The organism is Pseudoflavonifractor sp. BSD2780061688st1 E11, assembly GCF_005844125.1.
In the GTDB taxonomy this organism is placed as follows: domain Bacteria; phylum Bacillota; class Clostridia; order Lachnospirales; family Lachnospiraceae; genus Sellimonas; species Sellimonas catena.
Genome location: NZ_SPHM01000022.1, coordinates 18,926 through 37,896 on the forward strand (window position 1 = coordinate 18,926; position 18,971 = coordinate 37,896).

Sequence of the window (18,971 nt, forward strand, 5' to 3'; positions counted from 1 at the left end):
TATAAGAAATTCATTATCTATTTTATAGAATAATACTATTTTTCATATAGATCAAGACCAGTTATACTAAAACAGGAGGGAGGACATTCCAATGGAAAAGAAACATAAGATTCTGTTAAAGTTATTTATATCAACGTTTTATCTCAGTGCCTTCACCTTCGGAGGCGGATATGTCATTGTAACACTGATGAAGAAAAAATTTGTCGATCAATATCACTGGATTGAAGAAGAAGAAATGCTGGATCTGGTTGCTATCGCCCAGTCCGCCCCGGGAGCCATCGCGGTCAACGGTGCCATCGTCGTCGGATATAAGCTCGCCGGGATTGCCGGCACGATCACTGCGGTCATCGCAACCATCCTTCCGCCTTTTCTTGTGATTTCTGTGATATCCATCTTTTATGAGGCGTTCCGGGACAATCAGGTCGTAAGCCTTGTGCTGGAAGGAATGCAGGCCGGTGTCGCCGCTGTCATCGCCTCTGTTGTCTGGGAGATGGCAGCCGGAATTCTTCTGGAGAAAAAATGGCTCTCTATTCTGATTATGGCGGCATCCCTGATCGCTGCGGCCTGCCTTAGCATCAATGCCGTCGTTATCATCCTTGTCTGCATTGCTGTCGGTCTGCTGAAGACATTTATGCCGGGAAGAAAGGGGGATCCATCATGATTTACCTTCATCTGTTTCTCAGTTTCCTTCAGATCGGCCTGTTCAGCTTCGGAGGCGGCTATGCGGCCATGCCTCTGATTCAGGACCAGGTCGTTACCTTGAATCACTGGCTCTCCATGAAGGAATTTACGGATCTGGTTACCATTTCCCAGATGACGCCCGGACCCATCGCCATCAATTCCGCCACCTTTGTCGGAATCAAAATCGCAGGAATTCCCGGCGCCGTAGCGGCCACCTTCGGCTGTATTCTTCCATCCTGCATTATCGTCACGATCATTGCAAGACTCTACTTAAAATATCGGAATATGGCAGCGCTCCAGAGCGTTCTTTCCACGCTGAGACCTGCAGTTGTCGCTTTGATTGCCTCGGCAGGAATCTCGATTCTGATTTCCGCTTTCTGGCCGGAAGGATCGATCCACTTTGGCTCTACCAACTGGATTCTGGTCGTGCTTTTCTTCTTCTGTTTTCTCTTACTTCAGAAATGGAAGGCAAATCCGATCCTTGTCATGGTACTTTCCGGCATTCTCTATGCAGGTATTTCTCTGCTTATCGAATAAAACAAACGGGAGATCTGTCTTTGATCTCCCGTTCTATCATTCATTTCTAAATTTTAATCAGCAGAGCTTCTTTCCATCGCTGAATGCGTTTCCTACTGCTTCTCCCAGTGCCGTATAGGTATTGTGAACCGGATCAAAGGTAATCGGGCACCATTTAGAAAGATCTACCGTTCCTTCTGCGTCCAGAATGGATTCATCCACACTGACATTGACGATTTCTCCGATGATATTGCCGTCTTCGTTTACTTTTTCCAGCTTACATTCCAGTGCCATCGGCAGCTCATCAATCAGCGGAGCATCTACGAATTCACTCTTTGTTGTATGGAATCCTGCCTTTGCTAGTTTATCCGGCTCTTTGTTGGCGGATACGATACCCACATAATCGGATGCAACAAGGTTCGCTTTGTCTGCAAAGCTGACAGTAAACGCTCCTCTTGCCTTGATATTGGCAGTTGTCTTATGTCCAGCGCTTAAACAGAGGACTACCTTTCCTGTATCATAAATTCCGCCCCATGCCGCATTCATGGCATCCGGGGTTCCGTCCTCTCCGTATGTTCCGATAATCAGTACCGGAAGTGGATACATCCATGTTTTCTGTCCAAAATTTTTTCTCATAACGAAAATGCTCCTTTCTTATGCTTGCTGAAAATATGCGTCAATTTCCTGCATCCGGCTCATCTGGTCTACGTGGAACGGACATCTGCGGTTACAGTGTCCACACCGGATACAGTCGGAAGCATTCTTTTCCAGCTTCTGATAATGTCCAACGGCCATGGAATCTCCTGCCTTTGCAAGATCATAGTACTTGTTGATCAGAGCAATGTCAAGTCCTGCCGGACATGGGTGGCAGTGATTGCAGTAAACACAGCTTCCTTCGGCCTCCTTTGGTACCAGTGTTCCGATCACGGAGTAATCTTTCATAGGAATATATAACCAAAAACTATGTTTACGGCTTAATGGTCTTCACTCTCAGGAAGAAATACAACAGGTGGCATACCCACACAACCGCCAGACAGATCCGACCGGCCGGAACATTGCTCATCATCAGAAATCCCGCCGCCATGACCATGGTCATGGTCCCAACAATCCGAATCTTTGTCCTCATAGTCATGGCACGCTGTTTTACAAAACTGTCCAGATGTTTTTTATAAAGTTTCGTTCCGACAATCCAGTCGTGAAGACGCTTTGAGCTTTTCGCAAAGCAGAATACTGTAGCCATGAAAAAAGGCACGGTCGGAAGAACCGGCAGGACGATTCCTGTCGTGCCAAGTCCCAGGCAGAGAAAACCCAGTATGATCCAGAAAATCCTGAACGGATTCTTATTCTTCATTATTATTTCACTCCCGTTAAGCCGGACCGGATGTGAGCTGTCACACGGTCAGGACAAATTTTTTCCCTTCAATGGTTGTCACTCCCAGAGAGATCCCGTACAAATCCCGGATGCATTCTTCTGTAATCACTTCATCCGGAGCTCCCTGAACTGCAACCTCCCCCTCTTTCAGGCCGATGATGCGGTCTGAAAAGTGGATCGCCTGATTCATATCATGGAGCACCATGATAATAGTGATCCCATACTCCTGATTGAGTTTCTTCACCAGTTTCAGGATCTCGATCTGATAACGGATATCCAGATAGGTGGTCGGTTCATCCAGAAAAAGGATCTTCGTATTCTGCGCAAGCGCCATGGCGATCCACACCCTCTGACGCTGTCCGCCGGAGAGACGGCTTACTTCCCTGTCCCGGTATTTTAAGATATTGGTAACCTCCATGGCCCATCGGATCATTTTTTCATCCTCGTCTCTTCGTCCCTGCATCATCTTTCTGTGAGGAGTTCTTCCAAAGGATACAAGCCTCTCCACAGTAATGTCATCCGCGGAGGAATTATACTGATGGACAATGGACACCCTCTTTGCGAAATCTTTCAGACCCAGATTCTGGATATTCTTCCCGTAAAGGAAAATATTCCCTTTACGCGGATAAAGATTCTTGGTCATCAGATTGAACAGGGTTGATTTTCCGCACCCGTTCGCTCCCATGATGGTTGTGATCTTCCCTTCTTCTATGGTAAAAGACGTGCCCTTTAAGACTTTGTTTTTCCCGTAGGAAAAAAACAGATCACGCACTTCCATGGCCGGTTTCCTCTGTTTTGTATCAGGCTGCATATTTCTTTGACCTCCTTAACAAAATGATAAAGAACGGACCGCCGATCACGCTCATTATAATGGACGCCGACACTTCGTAAGGTGCTGCCACGGTCCGGCCGATGGTATCCGCAAGCAGAAAGGTAAATGCACCTGCCAGCATGGAAAATGGTACCAGTGCCCGGTGGTCGCTCCCGACAAGCAGCCGCCCGATATGAGGTACGATAAGCCCCAGGAAGCTGACAGCTCCCACGACCGCTGTAGAGATACTGGCCAGAAGCACCGCAACCAGAGAAACCAGAATCCGAATCAGATTTACGTTGACACCAAGACTTCTGGCTGTCTTGTCTTCCAGAGACATCAGGTTGCACATCTTTGTAAACAAAAGTGAAAGGACAAGCCCTGTAATTACATAGGGGAGAAGGGTCTGTACATCTTCCCATGTTTTCTGAGTGATATTCCCTTCCACAATGGATGCCACACCGGAGGAAGTTCCTCCGCTCATTGCATTCAGGGCATCTGAAAGACCGGTGAACATGGCGCTTACCGCAACACCGGTCAGGATGATGCGAAGCGGGCTTAATCCTCCTTTCCACGACAGACTGTATACCAGAAAAAAGGCCAGTACCCCGCCTGCGAACGCGAAAAGCGGGGTAAAGAAATAAAGGACCGGCAAGAAGGCCGTGATCAGTACCGCGACAAAACCGGCTCCTCCGGAAATCCCGATAATTCCAGGGTCTGCCAGCGGATTTTTCAGCACTGCCTGGAAAAGGACGCCCGAGACCGCTACTGCCGCCCCTGCAAACAGGGAGATCACGATCCTCGGGAAACGCAGGTCATAAATAGCCGCCACATCATCGATCCTTTTGATGAACAGTCCCCTGAACAACTCTGAAGGAGAAACCTTCAGGCTTCCGATATTGACGGACACAACGATCAGCAGCACGAGCAGGACTCCTGTGACGATAAAGGAGGCTGCCGCCCGGGCTGTTTTTCGTTTTTTCCGGCTTTGGTCCTGCCTGCCGGATTCTTCTCTGTCTTCACTCATAGCTCATCCTCCTTACTTTTCCTGTTTCTCATCCTCTTCATTCTCCGGATAAAGCATCGGCTGGAGTTCCTCCAGTGCTTCCGGATAATTGAAGTTCGCGCTCATACCAAAATATTCATAGGTCAGATCGTATACCCGTCCGTTCTTCACAGCGTCAAAATGCTGCCAGATATCATCAGTGGCAAATTCTTCGTTGAACATCTCCACGATCTGATCCGGGAGCGCATGTGCCGCACGCAGAATCACATCCGGCTCTTTCGTCTTCATATCCTCGGTATTCACCGTAAGGAATTCCTGGTCCGTCCCGGCGTAGACGTTCTCACCCCCTGCCAGTTCCACCAGACTTCCCACATAGGAATTTTCCGTGGCAATGATATAGCTTCCCGGAAGACCCATCAGGATCAGAACTTTCGGAGCATCCTTTCCTTCGTTCTTATTTTTGTAATCCTCATAAAACGCCGTAAACTCGTCCACCATGGTCTGTGCCTGCTCTTCTCTTCCAAAAATTTCGCCCAGTTCCTGAATAGAGCGGTACATCCCCTGAACACTTCTGAGATTTAAAAATGCCCAGTCCGTATTGATGGCTTCGTATTTCGGCTGCAGATCCGACTGAAGGGTGGCAGGACTCAAAATCCAGTCCGGGTCTAAGGAAGCCACAATCTCCATATCAGGAGCCATAGCGGTTCCAACTTCTTTCACTTCGTCATACCGCTTCGGAAGTTCCGAAACAGAGCTTGAACATACGCCGGTCAGGTCGAGCTCCAGCCGGTCACAGATCTCTGCCGTAGAAGGAGATGTGGCAATAATCTTCGGTTCTTCCCCCATTCCCTTTACTTTGGCTTTTGCTGCTTCTACAGCGGCCTTTTCTTCCGGATCTGTGATTTCAAGCATGGTACTGACACTCCCGCTCTGCGTGGAAGCACTGTTGTCCTCCGTAGTTTTATCTGTGTTTCCAGCGCTTTGATCCACACATCCTGTAAACAGGCTACAGGAAAGAACCGCAACGGCTGCAAGTACGGAAATTCTGCTTTTTCCTTTGATCTGGCTATACTTCATCGTCATCATAACCTCCGCCCCAGCGTTTCCAGTTCTTTCGAAAGAAAAAGATAATCACTGCCGCTGTACCCATCAGAATCAGCCCGGAAACTGTGACTGCCGCTCCGACGGCAAAAGGCCCGCCTGCACCGGAACCCGCCGTCTCTTCCGTCTCTTTGGATGCATCCGCTGCCGTGGAAAGACTTAATCCCTGTGCCTCATCAAGTTCCGTATCCGTAGATGCGGCCGGCTGAGCCGCTTCATCTATGGAACTGGACAGTGCCGGTGTCTCCGTACTTCCTTCTCCGGATTCTGTGTCCGTATTTCCGGAGGACGTCAAACCGGAACTGCCTGAAAGTGAGGAACCTGACAGATTGGAACCGCCCCCTGTAATTCCACTTCCGGTATTTGTGCTTCCGGTATCTCCTGTTCCACTTTCCGTACCTGCACTGCCGGAGCTGTCCGCTGTCGATGTTTCTCCGTTTCCGGATGCATCTGTCACCATGGTCGCATTCATATTTGTATTGTTTCCGGCAGCGTAATCACTCGGATACAGGTAAAAGACTACATCTCGTCCCATAGGCGCCACGTACATAGAACAGCGGACTACACAGTTCTCGCCCGGCACCTGTATGCAGATGTCTGCCGTTGTACCATTGTCGTCCGTTCCGTTTCCGGTTACTCCAACTGCCGGAGTCGCCCAGCCGCTGTCGCCTACATTTTGCACCCAGAAACTGTGTCCGGAAGTCTGATCCATCAGGCTGAACCGGACTGTCAGATAGTATTCTCCGCTGTCCGTCAGTTCCAGAATTCCCGTTGTGTACACCACTCCGTCTACCATGCCCTGACCGGTGGCGTAAGATGCCTCGCCGCCGGAATCTTCTATTTCACCGGTAACCGGATGGGCGTAGCATGGATGAACCGTACAGGTATAAACGTTCCCGGATGCCGCCTGTACCGGGAATGCTGTTGTCCACACTCCCGCAAAGACAAAGAGTACAACGGCAAGAAGCCCGATTCCCTTACTTTTAACTCTATTTCTTATCTTCATCTATTTTTCCCGCCTCTGCTCCCTGTCTTGTTTTCTTTTCCGCCTGCCGGAACGAACAGTTGTCAGTACACCCGCACCCAGACAGATGCATCCTGCAGCCAGTACTGCGATCCACAGACCCGAGTTTGAAGAAGTATCATCTGTCTTTACACCGGATGCAGACTTCAGACTGCTTCCTCCAAGAGAACTTCCGCCAAGGGAACCGCTTTTCAGCGAATTGCCGCCAAGGGAACTGCCCCCAAGGCTGCTTCCACCCGGAAGTGTACTGTTCCCAAGACCACTTCCACCTGTCAATCCTCCCTGGCCGGAACCGTCATCCTTGTCTCCCGTATTATCGTTATTGCTTCCCGGTTCATCGTCATCTGAAAACGACGGATCATCTTCCTCCGCAGCTTTCAAAGTCGCCCAGTCAAGAGCCAGATAGACTGACTGGTCACCCAGACCTTCAGATATCGATTCCATCACCGGCACATAAACTTTGAGAGGGACAAATCCATCATCCAGAGCTTCCGGAATCAGTTTGAACGTAACAAGATCCGGATAGTCCGTACCGTATTCATCACGGATCCGGTCACCGTTTTCATCTGTCTGATAAGAGTCTACCACTGCATCTTCCAGTTCTCCCTGAGGATATCCGTACTGATCTTTCGTATATCCGGTAAGAAAATACTGAAGCCCGCCAAGATACCCGAGTTTCCCGCTGATATTCATCCCTTTCATATCCAATGTGACTGAATAGACGCCATCTTTTACAGTCAGCCTGATCGTATGGTTGATGGCATTATCTGCCATGGAAAGTGTGGACTGGTCCACCTTTACCATCCTGCCCGTCACTGCGTAAGTGCCGTCTTCCAGGTTGTGAATATCCAGTTCTGTGTCTCCCGGATCCTCCGGATCCTTCGAGTCCTCCGGTTTCTCTTCCTCATCTGTATTCTCTGTTTTATCGTCATAGGTAATGGTAAAGGTTGCGGTTCCCGTATAATTTCCCGGAGATGCCGCCGCAACATCTTTTCCTGTGATAGTAATATTACCGTTCAGTACAATACCCGTCTCTGTACCGCCCGCTTTTGCCACTCCGGTCTCTGAAGCTGTCTGTGAGCCAAAGTCATTTCCGAAAGGAAGTGTTTTTGATCCACTGTAAAGATTGCCGCCCGCCGGCGCGCTTACCGTGACCGTCTCGCCCGGTTCAACATCAGATACACGGATCTCATAGGGCTGTACATTATCGACAGTTGTCTCCAGTTTTCCCATGGAAAGGGACTCCGGAATCATGATCATGCCGTCCGGCTCCGATGTCTGGTCGGAAACATTCGCAGTAATTTCCATAGACTGCTGTCCGGTTTCTCCGCTGCCGTGTCTTGTCAGTGTATTCCAGTACATGGTAACGATAGTTTTTACGCTGAACTTTCCGTTTTCAAAGTGTATGCCGTTGATTTCGCCGTTTAAGGCGCTCATAGCCGGTACATAAATCTTAGTGTTGTTATAATAATACCGGCTCAGCCCGGTAAGCGGAAATGTGACGTCCGTCACCACTTCATAATCTCCCCGCTGTTCCGTTGCATATGTTACGTTCTCCATGGAAAGTTCCCCGGCCGGATCGTTGCCTTTATAATAGCCGTTAAACCCGAGGATATACATCGGTTCCTGTTCCGTTCCGGAAACCATCGTGTAAGAAAGACTCATTTGTCCGTCTTCACTGACCGTCAGAAGAGCTTTTGCCGTTTCAGTCTGAACAAGGCTGTGGTCTACCACGTCGCTTCGTACTGCAACGGTCACGTCATATGTGCCCGGATCCGGTAGTTTCTCCGGAACATCCTCCGCAGACTCCTCAGCAAGGTTCAGACCCAGTGCATCTGCGACTGCCTCCTTAATTCCATTGGAGGAATAGGTCGCGCCTGCCACGGCATCCAGATCCCGGATACCCTCTGCGTCGTTATCCGCCAGTCCGGAAAACATCCCGGAAATGCCATCAATGGCGGTCTTTAGTTTGCCCTTGTTTACCTCCGCATATGTTCCGCCGAAATTATCTCCGGTAATCGTCACATCCGTGATTTTTCCGTCTGTAACAGTTACTTCCGCATCAATATCGTATTCGCCAAACTGGTCGATATGATAAGTTCCGCTTTTGATATACGATCCGCTCTTCTCCCCTGGCGCCGCTTTTGCCGCTCCTGCCGGAGTCAAGGCTGTCATAGCAAGCAGTCCTGCCAGGGCAAGGGCGGTCCATCTCTTCCTGTTTCTTTTTCTTCTCATTCTTTCCTCCGTCCGAAACTATCCGTTTTTGAAAAACAGAGATCCCCACAAGATATCGTGCGGGGATCTCTGCATCGTTCGGCTGACATATACTAGTTCGCCGCGTATGAAATCATAAAGGTTGTTGTTCCTGTGTAGTTTCCGGCTGCCGCTTTCGCCACATCTGCGCCGCTAACTGTAAGCTTTCCGCTCAACGTTTTGTCCGCCACATCTTCTGTTACGCTCTGGCTGCCAAAGCTGTTCGCAAATGCAAGTGTATTATCACCGTTTGTCAGGCTGCCGGCTGCCGGAGCAGAAATCGTCAGTTCACCATTCAGATTTGCAGCATCAACTTCTACTGAATACACTGTTACATTATCTTTCTCTGTACTCAGAGTTCCCATGCTTGCAGATTCCGGAACAGTTACCGTATATTCTGGTTCGGAAACCACTTCCTGTACATCTGCGGTAATCTGCATATTCTGCTGATTCTGTGTGTCCCCTCCCGGTTCCTGGCTTCCGCCTGCCGCCTGCAGATCAGTTACCTTTACAAAGAAATTCTGTGTTGAATTCATAACCACATTCACATAGGCGCTGGCCGCTACTGTACCGGCCTCCAGATCATCCAGCACATCCCGCGGAAGCTCCACAGTAAGCACCTGGGTCGGCAGAACGTCTCCGGCATTGACGCCAAACAGCGCTGCATCTGTATCAAATTCTTTTTCCGGTTTTGTAGTAGTGTCCGATTCTGCCGTATATTCTGTTCCGTCTACCGTAAATTTCACATCTTTTACAGTTCCATCTGTACCCTGATCCGGGAATGCCGGGATCGGGTAAGCCACATAGAATGTAAGCTCGGCAGAATCCGCCGTCAGTTCTACATCTGCCTCGTGTACAAAAATCGGATCACACATGCTGTTGTTTCCTGTTCCGTTTGCATTCAGGAAATGGATTTCTCCTGTATAGCTGCCGTCCGCCGGCTCCGCTGCGAATGCGGTTCCGCACAGCATCGTAGATATCATCGCCGTTGCAACGGCACCGGATAAAATTTTTCTGAATCCCATAATTGATTCTCCTCTCTGTTTATGTTTTTTGTTTATGCTAAAGTGCTTTGCACTGTAACATCATCAGCATCTTTTTTCACGCAGTTCTTATGTGACTACAAGTGTGCAGTTGACTTCCGCCCCGTTCCTTGGAGTCATATCTTCGTCTGCAGTAAATGTTTCATACTTCACCGTCAAGGGATATTCCCCCGTCTCCATCTCCTTTTCCAGCGTGATCTCATAGAGACTCTGTCCCGGTTTGATTATTTTTGACGTGTAGATAGTCTCCTCTGTCTCAGGCAGATAAAAGGAAATCCGGAAATAGACCTGATTCTCTTCCGGGTTATTCAGCTCAACGGACACATCTTTTGTTCCGGAAGGAATTTCTATTGATTTGTATCCTGGAATCCGGATCCCCTCTCCCACGGAAGGAGTTGTAGATTCACTCTCCGGCTTTTCCTGATCTTCCTCAAACGCCACATCATAATTGGTCACTTCTTTTGGCCTGGTATAGAACCAGATGCCTGCGGCCGCAATTATCACCAGAAGGATCAGGATCCCGATTTTTTTCTTACTCTTCATATCATCTTTCTCCATAGTTAACTCAGTTAGTTATTACTAACTCTTGTTTTAAAAAGAATCTCACATAAACAAAGAATGAAATATGTGAGATTCATACACTGGAATTAGTTTCTACTAACTGCCGTAATCATATCATACCATTTCTATTTCTGTCAATCCGTGCTAATGATACTAATTCTCATTTATTCTATTTTCTGTTTCTTCTGTTTTCCGGGAATCCACGCACACCGCATGAACCGCGAACCGTCTGCTATATCCGCTGTCAGTGCATGTGGAAAGCGTCATTACTTTATGACTGCTGTCCGGATGAATTCCTGTGTCGATCAGAGAATTACAGACCATACTGTCAATCAGCTTCTGATATTTCTCCCCCGGTTCATATCCGATCTTATAGACATCCCCGCCGTTTTCCGCTTCGTGGCAGGCAAAGATCTGATACCGGTATACTGCCCCTTCTGTGTACAGGGTAAAATACGGATTTTCTTCCCAGAATTCTTTTTTCCGGTATTTTTTCAGGCCGCCGAACATGCTCCCGTCATTCATGTTATGCCCGTATATGACTGTATAATAATCCGTGAAATCCGGCCGGTTCAGTCCCTCCAGAAAGATGCTCCCGGCGATGTGGGATTTGCCATACAGATCCCGTCTCAAATATTTCTCATTATCTCCCGAGTAGAAAACCGGATAATCGATTCCTGTGTTTTCCGGATCATCTGACCGGATTCATGCCACGATATCCGGATTTTCTTCTCTTAATTCGTCAAACCGGATCATCACATCCGTGAGCCACCAGTCTTTTTCCTTTTCCCCGCCGTCCCCTTTCCGGATCTTTGTATAGCTTTCTCTCAGGTTTTCATAGGTCCGGGATGAATTATGTTTATCAAGATAATCCGGGAGAATGTTCCCGAGAGAAAGACTGATCAGCACAAGGGATACCGGAATCAAAAGTTTTGACAAACTGAAATGTTTTCCCTCTTTACAGTCCTGCTTTTTTCTATTCATTTTCATTTATGCCGCTCTCTCTTTTCGGCATCTCCTGACTATGATAAATAATCTTTGATATTTTCTTTCCCTTGCCAAGATAACCACATTTTCTGACTCCATCCCGGACAATCTGATCCAGCTTTTCTTTTGGCATCCGGAACACAGTACTGTCCTCCAGAATAATCTCGCATCCCTCTTCATCTGTAAGATCTTCTGCACATTCCACTTTGTACATATTTTTTCTGTTGATCGCCCCGATCTCTTCCAACGCATTGATCATACGGTAGACAGTCGCTACTCCGATCCTGTTGTCTTCCCTCGAAGCCTTATAAAAGATTTCCTTGCAGCTTGCACAGTCATTTTCCAGAATAATGTCAATCAGTATCTTCCTCTGTCTAGTAATACGGCATCCGTTTTCTTTCAGTCTCTCAATAATCTCATCTTTTCTGTTCAAGATACTATCCCGCTTTCTGCCCGTAAAACGTTGGAACCTGCACTAATATGTTAGCCATATCTACTCCTCCATACACTGCTGATTATCATTATTCTGTCATATTTTTCTTTCCTTAAATTAGTATAGACTAACCGAATTGAAAAATCAACAATTATTCATGTTGTTTTATATTTGACATGGTATAAAAGAATACTGTTAACAGAAAGAGGGAGATTCCGCACACAACGTGAATCTCCCTCTTTGAATGATTTTTATTTCTTTTCATCAGTCAGCAGATTTCTCATGCTCCTGAGACTGATCAGTAAAGTCGATGTGTTATGAAAAAGAGCTGATGACGTTGGCTGAATCATGCCTGCAACGCCAAGAAGGATCAGTCCTGCATTGATACCGATGATCTGATGATAGTTTTTTACGACCCGATTCATCATTCTGTTTGCAAGATGTTTCAGTGTAACCAGTTCCCGAAGGTCTTCCGCCGCAATGGTTATGTCGGCAATTTCCCTTGCGAGTTCTGCACCATCGCTGATAGCGACACCTACATCCGCCGCTGACAGGGCCGGAGAGTCATTGATTCCGTCCCCGATCATGATTACCTTATGCCCCTGCGCCTTCTCTTTCTCCACAAACCCCGCTTTTTCTTCCGGGAGCACTTCCGCATAATATTCATCTACGCCGACCCTTCGGGCGACTGATGCTGCGGTCTTCTCACTGTCGCCGGTCATCATAACGGTTTTCTTTATTCCTGCCGTTCTCAATGCCCGAATCATATCCCCTGCCTCTTTTCTCAGCGGATCTTCAATACATATCACTGCCGTCAGTTCCTGTTCAATGGCAAGATACAGATGAGAATATTCGTCCGGCAGTGATTCGAATCTGTCCCGGTATTCCGGACGGACTTGACATGCTTCATCGTCAAATACAAAATGGCTGCTGCCGATTACCACTTTTTTCCCGTTAATATGGGAAGAGATCCCATGGGCAACAATATATTCTACTTTGGAGTGCATTTCCTCGTGGGCAAGATTCCGTTTCTTTGCAGCATCCACTACGGCTTTTGCCATGGAATGAGGGAAATGCTCCTCCAGGCACGCTGCAATCCGCAGGCATTCTTCTTCCGGCACATCACCAAACGGAACCACTTCTTTCACCGTTGGTTTCGCCTTTGTGAGCGTGCCTGTTTTATCAAAGACCACCGTGTCAGCTTCCGCGGCCGCCTCAAGGAATTTTCCGCCTTTCACGGTGATCCCGTATCCGCCTGCCTCCCGGATTGCTGAAAGTACGGTGAGAGGCATGGCCAGTTTCAGTGCACAGGAAAAATCCACCATGAGCACGGATAAGGCTTTGGTTACATTCCGGGTCAAAAGCCATACCCCCGCGGTTCCAAGCAGGGTATACGGTACGAGCCTGTCGGCAAGATGTTCTGCTCTGCTCTCCATAGAAGATTTCAGCTTTTCAGAATCTTCGATCATTGCCACGATCTTTTCAAATCTGGTGGAACCTGATACCGCTTTTACCAGAACATCAAGTTCCCCTTCCTCAACTACTGTACCCGCATAGACGGACTGTCCCTGTACTCTGCGTACCGGCATGGCCTCTCCCGTAAGAGAAACCTGGTTTACCATCCCTTCCCCGCCGGATACTTCCCCGTCAAAAGGAATGACATTTCCCATATGTACGGTCACTATGTCACCTTTCCGGATCTTGTCGGCCTTTACAAGAATTTCCTGTCCGTCGCGTTTCAGCCAGACTTTCTTAACATTCAAAGACATGCTCCGCGCCAGATCGCCAACTGATTTCTTATGGGTCCACTCTTCCAAAAGCTCTCCGACTCCGAGAAGAAACATCACAGATCCTGCAGTATTAAAGTCCCGGCGCAGGACAGAGACGCCGATTGCCGCTGCATCCAGAAGTGGGACTTCTATCTTTCTTTTTCGGATGCAGTGCAGCCCGGCTGCAAGATATTTTAAAGACCTGGCCGTCACAACCACCGCCCGGAGCGGTCCCGGAACCAGAAGCCGGCATCCGTAGTGCAGCAGCATTTTTGCAATCAGCTTTTCTTTATATGACGCATTCAAGGATCTCCCGGAATTCCGGATCATGTTTTCCGGTACGTTTACCTTTTCGTACCGGAATTCCTTCAACATCCGGATCAGTTCACCACGGTCTCCTGTATAGCAGATGACAGCGTCTGAGGTGCGTTCATACACTTTGACATCTGTTATATTTTTCTGCCTGTCCAGATACCAGAAAAGAGTATCCGCCTCCTCACATGTCATTTTCTTCTGAACGATGTGAATCCGGAGGCGGCCCTTGATCTCATGCTTGATAATATATTTCATGAGCGGTTACATCTTTCCATTGTCAGAAGAGGCCGCACCGTCTTCTTCCGCCTCCTGGACTGCCGCTTCTTCCACTGCGGCTCTTTCCTCATTGATCTGCTGTGCTTCTGCAAGAATATCCTCTGCGTTTTCCTGAACATTCGTTACCGTTTTCATCACGCAGTCCTTTGCGCGCAATGCAGCCGCCGTACACGTTGTATATACTTTCTTTGCATCTTTACTGGATAAAATCTTTACCCCTGCCGTCCCGAAAAGGACTCCTCCTGCGAATAATCCGATTTTCTTCATCAATGAATCACTAAACATATGTTTTACCTCCTGCTATAAATTTTTTTGATGTTTGAATTACTTATGCTTGTATCCGGTATAGAATACCATTATGAAACAGAACACGGCAGCCCATGCCCAGAATCTATGCTGCTTCATGCGCCATCACTTCCTTTTTTACTGAATTATCATAAGGATACTCTATAAGCATAGCAACACATTTTCAGGCTAGTCAAACCTAACCGGTCTTGTTGATAAATCTTCTCAATATCCATATAATCATCGATGTTCCCTTAAGTTCTATAACAAAACGGACCGTGGAGATCTGCTCTCTTCGGTCCGTTTGCCATATCTTAATCTATTGGGTTCCTGACGATTACGCCATCTGCGTCGCTGCGTTTTCGATACAGCGGTTTGCATTCAGGCTTCTCGGATATCCGATGTACGGAAGAATCTGAGAGACAACCCGTACAAGAAATTCTTTGTCATTTCCAAGATTCATATTTCCGATTGCATGGGACGTCAGCTGCGGCTCACAGCCTCCCTGTGCCGCCAGAAAGCAGAAGGTAATCAGTTCTCTCTGCCTGAGATCCAGTCCTTTTCTTGTATAAATATCTCCAAAACAGTTAGACGCAAGCCAGCGGTTGATGTGTCCGGCTTTCCATGCTTCCAGCATCTGCGGTCCGAAGATCTCAGCCTGGGCGGCAGCTCCTTTTTCCAGACGGTCTTCCATCGTAGTCGTTCCACGGTTCTCCTCCGGATTCGGGATTCCGTTTGCTTCAAACACTTCATTGGTTGCTGCAAAGAATGGAAACACTCTTCCAAAACCAAGATAATCTACTGCCTGATAAACGACTTCTTTTACCATCGCCGGAGTCAGGGCGCTTTCGACTGCCTTTGGCAGATAATACCGGTATGCGTCAACGGACTGGCTTCCGATCAGCGCAGCAAGGACTGCAAGATATCTGGTGGTCTCATCCAGTGTCTGTCCCGGTTCGTTTACAACCTCGTTATATGCAAATGCTTCCCACCGTTCCATAAATTCTGAATCTGTCTTGTGAAAATTCATTGTTTCTGTCATCGTTTCTGCCTCCTGTTTCTATGTGAATTTCAGGCTCTCCACCTCTTCTTACAGTATAAAACTCCGGTTTTGCAAGATCAAATACTTAATCTGAATAGGTATATATAACCAGAAACTTTGCTTCCGGCTTCAGCGGCCCGTAAAAATACGATGCGGTCGCGCCTCCGTCAATGAGTATATCCGCTCCAGTGATGAAGGTCCCCTTTTCACTCATCAGCAGTTCCGCCACATTGGCCACCTCATCGGCAGTTCCCGGGCGGCCTGCCGGGCATTTAGCGAACATATTTTTATAGAAATCTCCACGTGGACCGTTAAACTCATCTATTGCCAACGCGTCACGATAATGCCGGGAGAAATGGAATTGATACGTGTCTTTGATCTTTTCCGGCTGAAGGATATCCAGCTTCAAAAGTTCCTCTGTCGGTATACAGGCAAGCATTTTACTTCTAATGTCTGTTTTCTTACATATGACCAGATTATGATTGTTTCAAAAGCGCCCGGTTCATATTGAACCGGGCGTGGTATCTAAATATATCATATCTTTACATATCTTTGGTTCCTGCTGTTAGGTTTATCTGGAATTGTCATACGGATAAGATTCATGTCTACTGCCGGCCGTAAATAATTTCTTCGAAAACCTTCCTTAGATTTCAACCCCAGTTTTTCCATAAGTGAATTGCTTGTATAAGGAATATCATATTCCATAACATCAAGCAGTTTCTTAATGTATTCCGAAAGCTGCCCATTATCTTCACTGATCTGAATGGAAATGTCATCCAGAATTTTATCAATTTGTGACAACATAAATTCAATGAAAATTGTTGATGCACCATCCAGATGGCATTTAGCAATCGCGTCATAGTATTCTTCTTGAAATTTTTCGATCTGACTCTCAATTGGAATAAATTCAAATATCGGCTTCCACTTGGAAAGGATCGCAGTATGCCATAATCTTGCCATTCTACCATTGCCATCAGAGAACGGATGGATAAAGACAAATTCATAATGAAATACGCTGCTTAAAATAAGAGGATGAACACTATTTTGTGCTTCTTTCATCCAATCAAAAAGTTCATCCATTAACTGGGGAACAAATCGTGAAGGTGGTGCCATAAAAATGCACTGATCGCCATTAAAAACACCTTCTTCACCTCGACGGAAGTCACCTGATTCTTCTACAACATATTTGGTCATTATGCCATGAAATTTTTTCAAATCTCTTATGTTGTATGGATTGATCTCGGAAATTTTTTCATATGCGGCATAGGCATTTTTTACTTCCTGAATTTCCTTTTGTTCACCAAGCACTGTCTTTCCGTTGATTACATCTCTAACCTGCCCCAAAGAAAGAGAATTCGCTTCAATCTTCAATGAAGAATGAATGGACTTGATACGATTGTTTCTTCTCAAATGTGGTTTGGATTCTAAATTACTGGTTGCCGAAATTCGTCCAATCTTTTCTGAAATCGAAGATACATATGATAATATTTCATTTGTTATTGTAAAAGGCGGTTTATACACTCCCATGACAGTACCTCCATATACTTGCGTATTATCTTGCGTACTTTCTTCCTCTATTATACAGCAAGTCAAAAATTTTTCAACACCTATATGAGTTCATCCACTGAAAAAGGGATCGCACACCAGTAAACGGTGTACAATCCCTTTTCTGCTACTCTACAAATAAAATATGGATCTGTCCTTTTTTATCTTTGACGACTTCTGCCTCCACATCGTAAATTTCCCGGATAAACTCCGGTGTCAGCAAACTCTCCGGTGTCCCTTCTCCTGCGATCCTGCCGTCTTTGAGCGCGTAAATACGGTCGCAGAACATGGCCGCAATATTCAGGTCATGGACGGCCGAGATCACCGTCACATTCCGCTCCTTTACAATCCGCATCAATTGAAGCTGGTGGGTAATGTCCAGATGGTTGGTAGGTTCATCCAGAATCAGGCAGGGTGTCTGCTGGGCAAGGGCTCTTGCGAGAATAACCCGCTGCTGTTCCCCTCCGGAAAGCGTGGAGAAACTTCTATCCGCAAATTCCGACATGCCGACAGCCTGCAATGCTTCTTTTACAATGGCATGGTCTCCGGCATTGTCCCGTTCCAGTGCCTTTTTGTGGGGAGACCGCCCCATCATGACGATTTCCTGTACGGTGAAATCAAAATTATAATGGTTATGCTGAGCTACCACTGCCAGTTTTCTGGCGGAATCTTTGACGCGGATCGTACTCAGCTCTTTTCTGTCCAGATAGACAGCACCCTGATCCGGTTTCAAAGTCCGGTAAATGCACTTGAGAAGCGTTGATTTTCCGCTTCCGTTCGGCCCGATCAGTCCGATAAATTCCTTCTCCTTACTTTGGATGCTGATTCCCTTTAAAATCTCCTGCGCCCCGTAGGAAAGATGGAGATCTTCCGTATTGATTTTCACGCTTCCCCACCTCCAAACCCATAGGATTTCCTTATCATCAGATAAATAAAGCATGGTGCACCGATCAGGGAGACTAAAATTCCGATCGGCAATTCCACATAGTCCAGAATGACCCTGCAGGCCACGTCGGTCCAGATCAGAAAGACCGCTCCGGTCAATGCGCTGACCGGGATGAGCCTTTTATGGTCTGTCCCCAGACACATCCGCACTGCATGGGGAATGATCAGCCCGACAAACCCGATCATTCCTGCCGCACAGACTGCGGTTCCCACCATCAGGGAGGAAAGAATCAGATACACGATCCGCACCCGGTGGAGGTCGGTCCCAAGTGTCACCGCTGTCTCATCGCCCAAAAGCATCAGATTCAGCTTCCGGGATTGAGTCCAGAAAATCAGTGTTGCGACTATCATGACCGGAAGAACAACCGGCACATTGTCCCAGTCAGCCGTGGCAAGACTTCCCATGCTCCAGTAGGAAATCTGAGTCGTTGCTTCCCGGTTCTGGGAAATATAAATCAGGAAGTTCGCAAACGCGGAGCAGACGGTACTGACCGCCATTCCGGCCAGAATCAGTTTCCCCGCGCTCGTGCGTCCTCCGATGCCGGAAATAAAAAGCACACCAAAGGACGCTGCCAGCGCCCCGAAAAAGGCCATAATCCCCATGCCCTGATCTCCAAATACGGAACCGATCCCAAGCAGAATGGATGCCGCAGCCCCAAGGTATGCCCCGGAGGAGACGCCAAGGACATACGGGTCTGCCAGGGGATTTTTGACAACTGCCTGCATGACAACGCCGCACACGGAAAGCCCTGTCCCCACTGCTGCCGCCATCAGCACTCTCGGCAGACGGATCTGCCAGACTACATCGTGGACAGCTCCCTGGCCGTAGGCGGACAGGCTCTTTGTATGAAAGACCTCATATCCGATCACACGGTACACATCCTGAAAGGACAAATCCGCATTTCCAAACAGTACCGCCGTAAAAAGTGACAGTATAAGAGCCGCAGACAGCCCAAGAATCAGAATTCCATATGTCTTTGTTTTCATCGCTCCTCTTTTCATCATG

The 18,971-nt window shown here is 47.5% G+C and carries 21 protein-coding genes and 1 pseudogene; 2 read left to right on the top strand and 20 right to left on the bottom strand.

The features are described from left to right. Positions 1-91: 91 nt before the first annotated feature. Both FGQ85_RS10855 and FGQ85_RS10860 read left to right on the top strand, forming a co-directional pair. Positions 92-661, top strand: a complete 570-nt coding sequence (locus FGQ85_RS10855; protein ID WP_138373451.1) for a chromate transporter — start codon at positions 92-94, stop codon at positions 659-661. Beyond that, on the top strand, positions 658-1,218 hold the full coding sequence (locus FGQ85_RS10860; protein WP_087167918.1) for a chromate transporter: 561 nt from the start codon (positions 658-660) through the stop codon (positions 1,216-1,218). The genes FGQ85_RS10855 and FGQ85_RS10860 overlap by 4 nt, the downstream gene beginning before the upstream one ends. Before the next feature lie 57 nt (positions 1,219-1,275). On the opposite strand, the gene FGQ85_RS10865 is transcribed toward FGQ85_RS10860, so the two are convergent. The 20 genes and pseudogenes from FGQ85_RS10865 to FGQ85_RS10960 form a co-directional block, all read right to left on the bottom strand. Next, complete coding sequence (locus FGQ85_RS10865) at positions 1,276-1,833, bottom strand: flavin reductase family protein (protein WP_087167919.1); 558 nt, start codon at positions 1,831-1,833, stop codon at positions 1,276-1,278. Positions 1,834-1,851: 18 nt separating this feature from the next. Continuing rightward, complete coding sequence (locus FGQ85_RS10870) at positions 1,852-2,139, bottom strand: 4Fe-4S dicluster domain-containing protein (protein WP_138373452.1); 288 nt, start codon at positions 2,137-2,139, stop codon at positions 1,852-1,854. A 25-nt stretch (positions 2,140-2,164) separates the two neighbouring features. Further along, the gene (locus FGQ85_RS10875; protein WP_138373453.1) at positions 2,165-2,548 is read right to left on the bottom strand and encodes a YbaN family protein; all 384 of its coding nucleotides are present in this window, start codon (positions 2,546-2,548) and stop codon (positions 2,165-2,167) included. Between the two features lie 40 nt (positions 2,549-2,588). Further along, entirely contained in the window at positions 2,589-3,380 is a 792-nt protein-coding gene (locus FGQ85_RS10880) for an ABC transporter ATP-binding protein (RefSeq protein WP_243097678.1), read from the bottom strand. Then, positions 3,370-4,407 carry an iron ABC transporter permease gene (locus tag FGQ85_RS10885; protein ID WP_138373454.1) on the bottom strand — a complete coding sequence of 346 codons (1,038 nt, stop codon included), beginning with the start codon at positions 4,405-4,407 and terminating at the stop codon, positions 3,370-3,372. The genes FGQ85_RS10880 and FGQ85_RS10885 overlap by 11 nt, the downstream gene beginning before the upstream one ends. Positions 4,408-4,419: 12 nt before the next feature. Further along, a complete protein-coding gene (gene isdE, locus FGQ85_RS10890; protein ID WP_330680196.1) occupies positions 4,420-5,469 on the bottom strand; it encodes a heme ABC transporter substrate-binding protein IsdE in 1,050 nt (349 codons plus the stop codon). After that, complete coding sequence (locus FGQ85_RS10895) at positions 5,453-6,493, bottom strand: heme-binding Shp domain-containing protein (protein ID WP_138373455.1); 1,041 nt, start codon at positions 6,491-6,493, stop codon at positions 5,453-5,455. The genes isdE and FGQ85_RS10895 overlap by 17 nt, the downstream gene beginning before the upstream one ends. Further along, on the bottom strand, positions 6,494-8,746 hold the full coding sequence (locus FGQ85_RS10900; RefSeq protein ID WP_138373456.1) for an NEAT domain-containing protein: 2,253 nt from the start codon (positions 8,744-8,746) through the stop codon (positions 6,494-6,496). Positions 8,747-8,838: 92 nt separating this feature from the next. Beyond that, positions 8,839-9,789 (bottom strand): hypothetical protein, encoded by a 951-nt coding sequence (locus FGQ85_RS10905; protein ID WP_138373457.1) that lies wholly within the window; start codon positions 9,787-9,789, stop codon positions 8,839-8,841. An 87-nt stretch (positions 9,790-9,876) separates the two neighbouring features. Then, complete coding sequence (locus FGQ85_RS10910) at positions 9,877-10,350, bottom strand: hypothetical protein (RefSeq protein WP_243097676.1); 474 nt, start codon at positions 10,348-10,350, stop codon at positions 9,877-9,879. A 171-nt stretch (positions 10,351-10,521) separates the two neighbouring features. Next, positions 10,522-11,073, bottom strand: a complete 552-nt coding sequence (locus tag FGQ85_RS10915) for a class B sortase (protein WP_138373458.1) — start codon at positions 11,071-11,073, stop codon at positions 10,522-10,524. Continuing rightward, positions 11,074-11,358, bottom strand: a complete 285-nt coding sequence (locus FGQ85_RS10920) for a hypothetical protein (protein ID WP_138373459.1) — start codon at positions 11,356-11,358, stop codon at positions 11,074-11,076. Then, complete coding sequence (locus tag FGQ85_RS10925; protein WP_118637396.1) at positions 11,345-11,788, bottom strand: transcriptional repressor; 444 nt, start codon at positions 11,786-11,788, stop codon at positions 11,345-11,347. Before FGQ85_RS10925 ends, FGQ85_RS10920 begins: the two co-directional genes overlap by 14 nt. Before the next feature lie 251 nt (positions 11,789-12,039). Beyond that, positions 12,040-14,127 carry a heavy metal translocating P-type ATPase gene (locus FGQ85_RS10930; RefSeq protein WP_138373460.1) on the bottom strand — a complete coding sequence of 696 codons (2,088 nt, stop codon included), beginning with the start codon at positions 14,125-14,127 and terminating at the stop codon, positions 12,040-12,042. A gap of 6 nt (positions 14,128-14,133) precedes the next feature. Beyond that, complete coding sequence (locus FGQ85_RS10935) at positions 14,134-14,433, bottom strand: DUF6110 family protein (RefSeq protein ID WP_087169497.1); 300 nt, start codon at positions 14,431-14,433, stop codon at positions 14,134-14,136. A 337-nt stretch (positions 14,434-14,770) separates the two neighbouring features. Further along, positions 14,771-15,475, bottom strand: a complete 705-nt coding sequence (locus tag FGQ85_RS10940) for a carboxymuconolactone decarboxylase family protein (protein ID WP_243128542.1) — start codon at positions 15,473-15,475, stop codon at positions 14,771-14,773. An 85-nt stretch (positions 15,476-15,560) separates the two neighbouring features. Then, a pseudogene (locus FGQ85_RS10945) lies at positions 15,561-15,917 on the bottom strand (SDR family oxidoreductase); the annotation flags it as partial. A 92-nt stretch (positions 15,918-16,009) separates the two neighbouring features. Beyond that, entirely contained in the window at positions 16,010-17,002 is a 993-nt protein-coding gene (locus tag FGQ85_RS10950; protein WP_087254406.1) for a Fic family protein, read from the bottom strand. Between the two features lie 145 nt (positions 17,003-17,147). Continuing rightward, on the bottom strand, positions 17,148-17,906 hold the full coding sequence (locus tag FGQ85_RS10955; RefSeq protein WP_138373462.1) for an ABC transporter ATP-binding protein: 759 nt from the start codon (positions 17,904-17,906) through the stop codon (positions 17,148-17,150). Continuing rightward, positions 17,903-18,952: an iron ABC transporter permease gene (locus FGQ85_RS10960; protein ID WP_243128543.1), complete on the bottom strand. Its 1,050-nt coding sequence runs from the start codon at positions 18,950-18,952 to the stop codon at positions 17,903-17,905. Before FGQ85_RS10960 ends, FGQ85_RS10955 begins: the two co-directional genes overlap by 4 nt. Positions 18,953-18,971 lie beyond the last annotated feature (19 nt).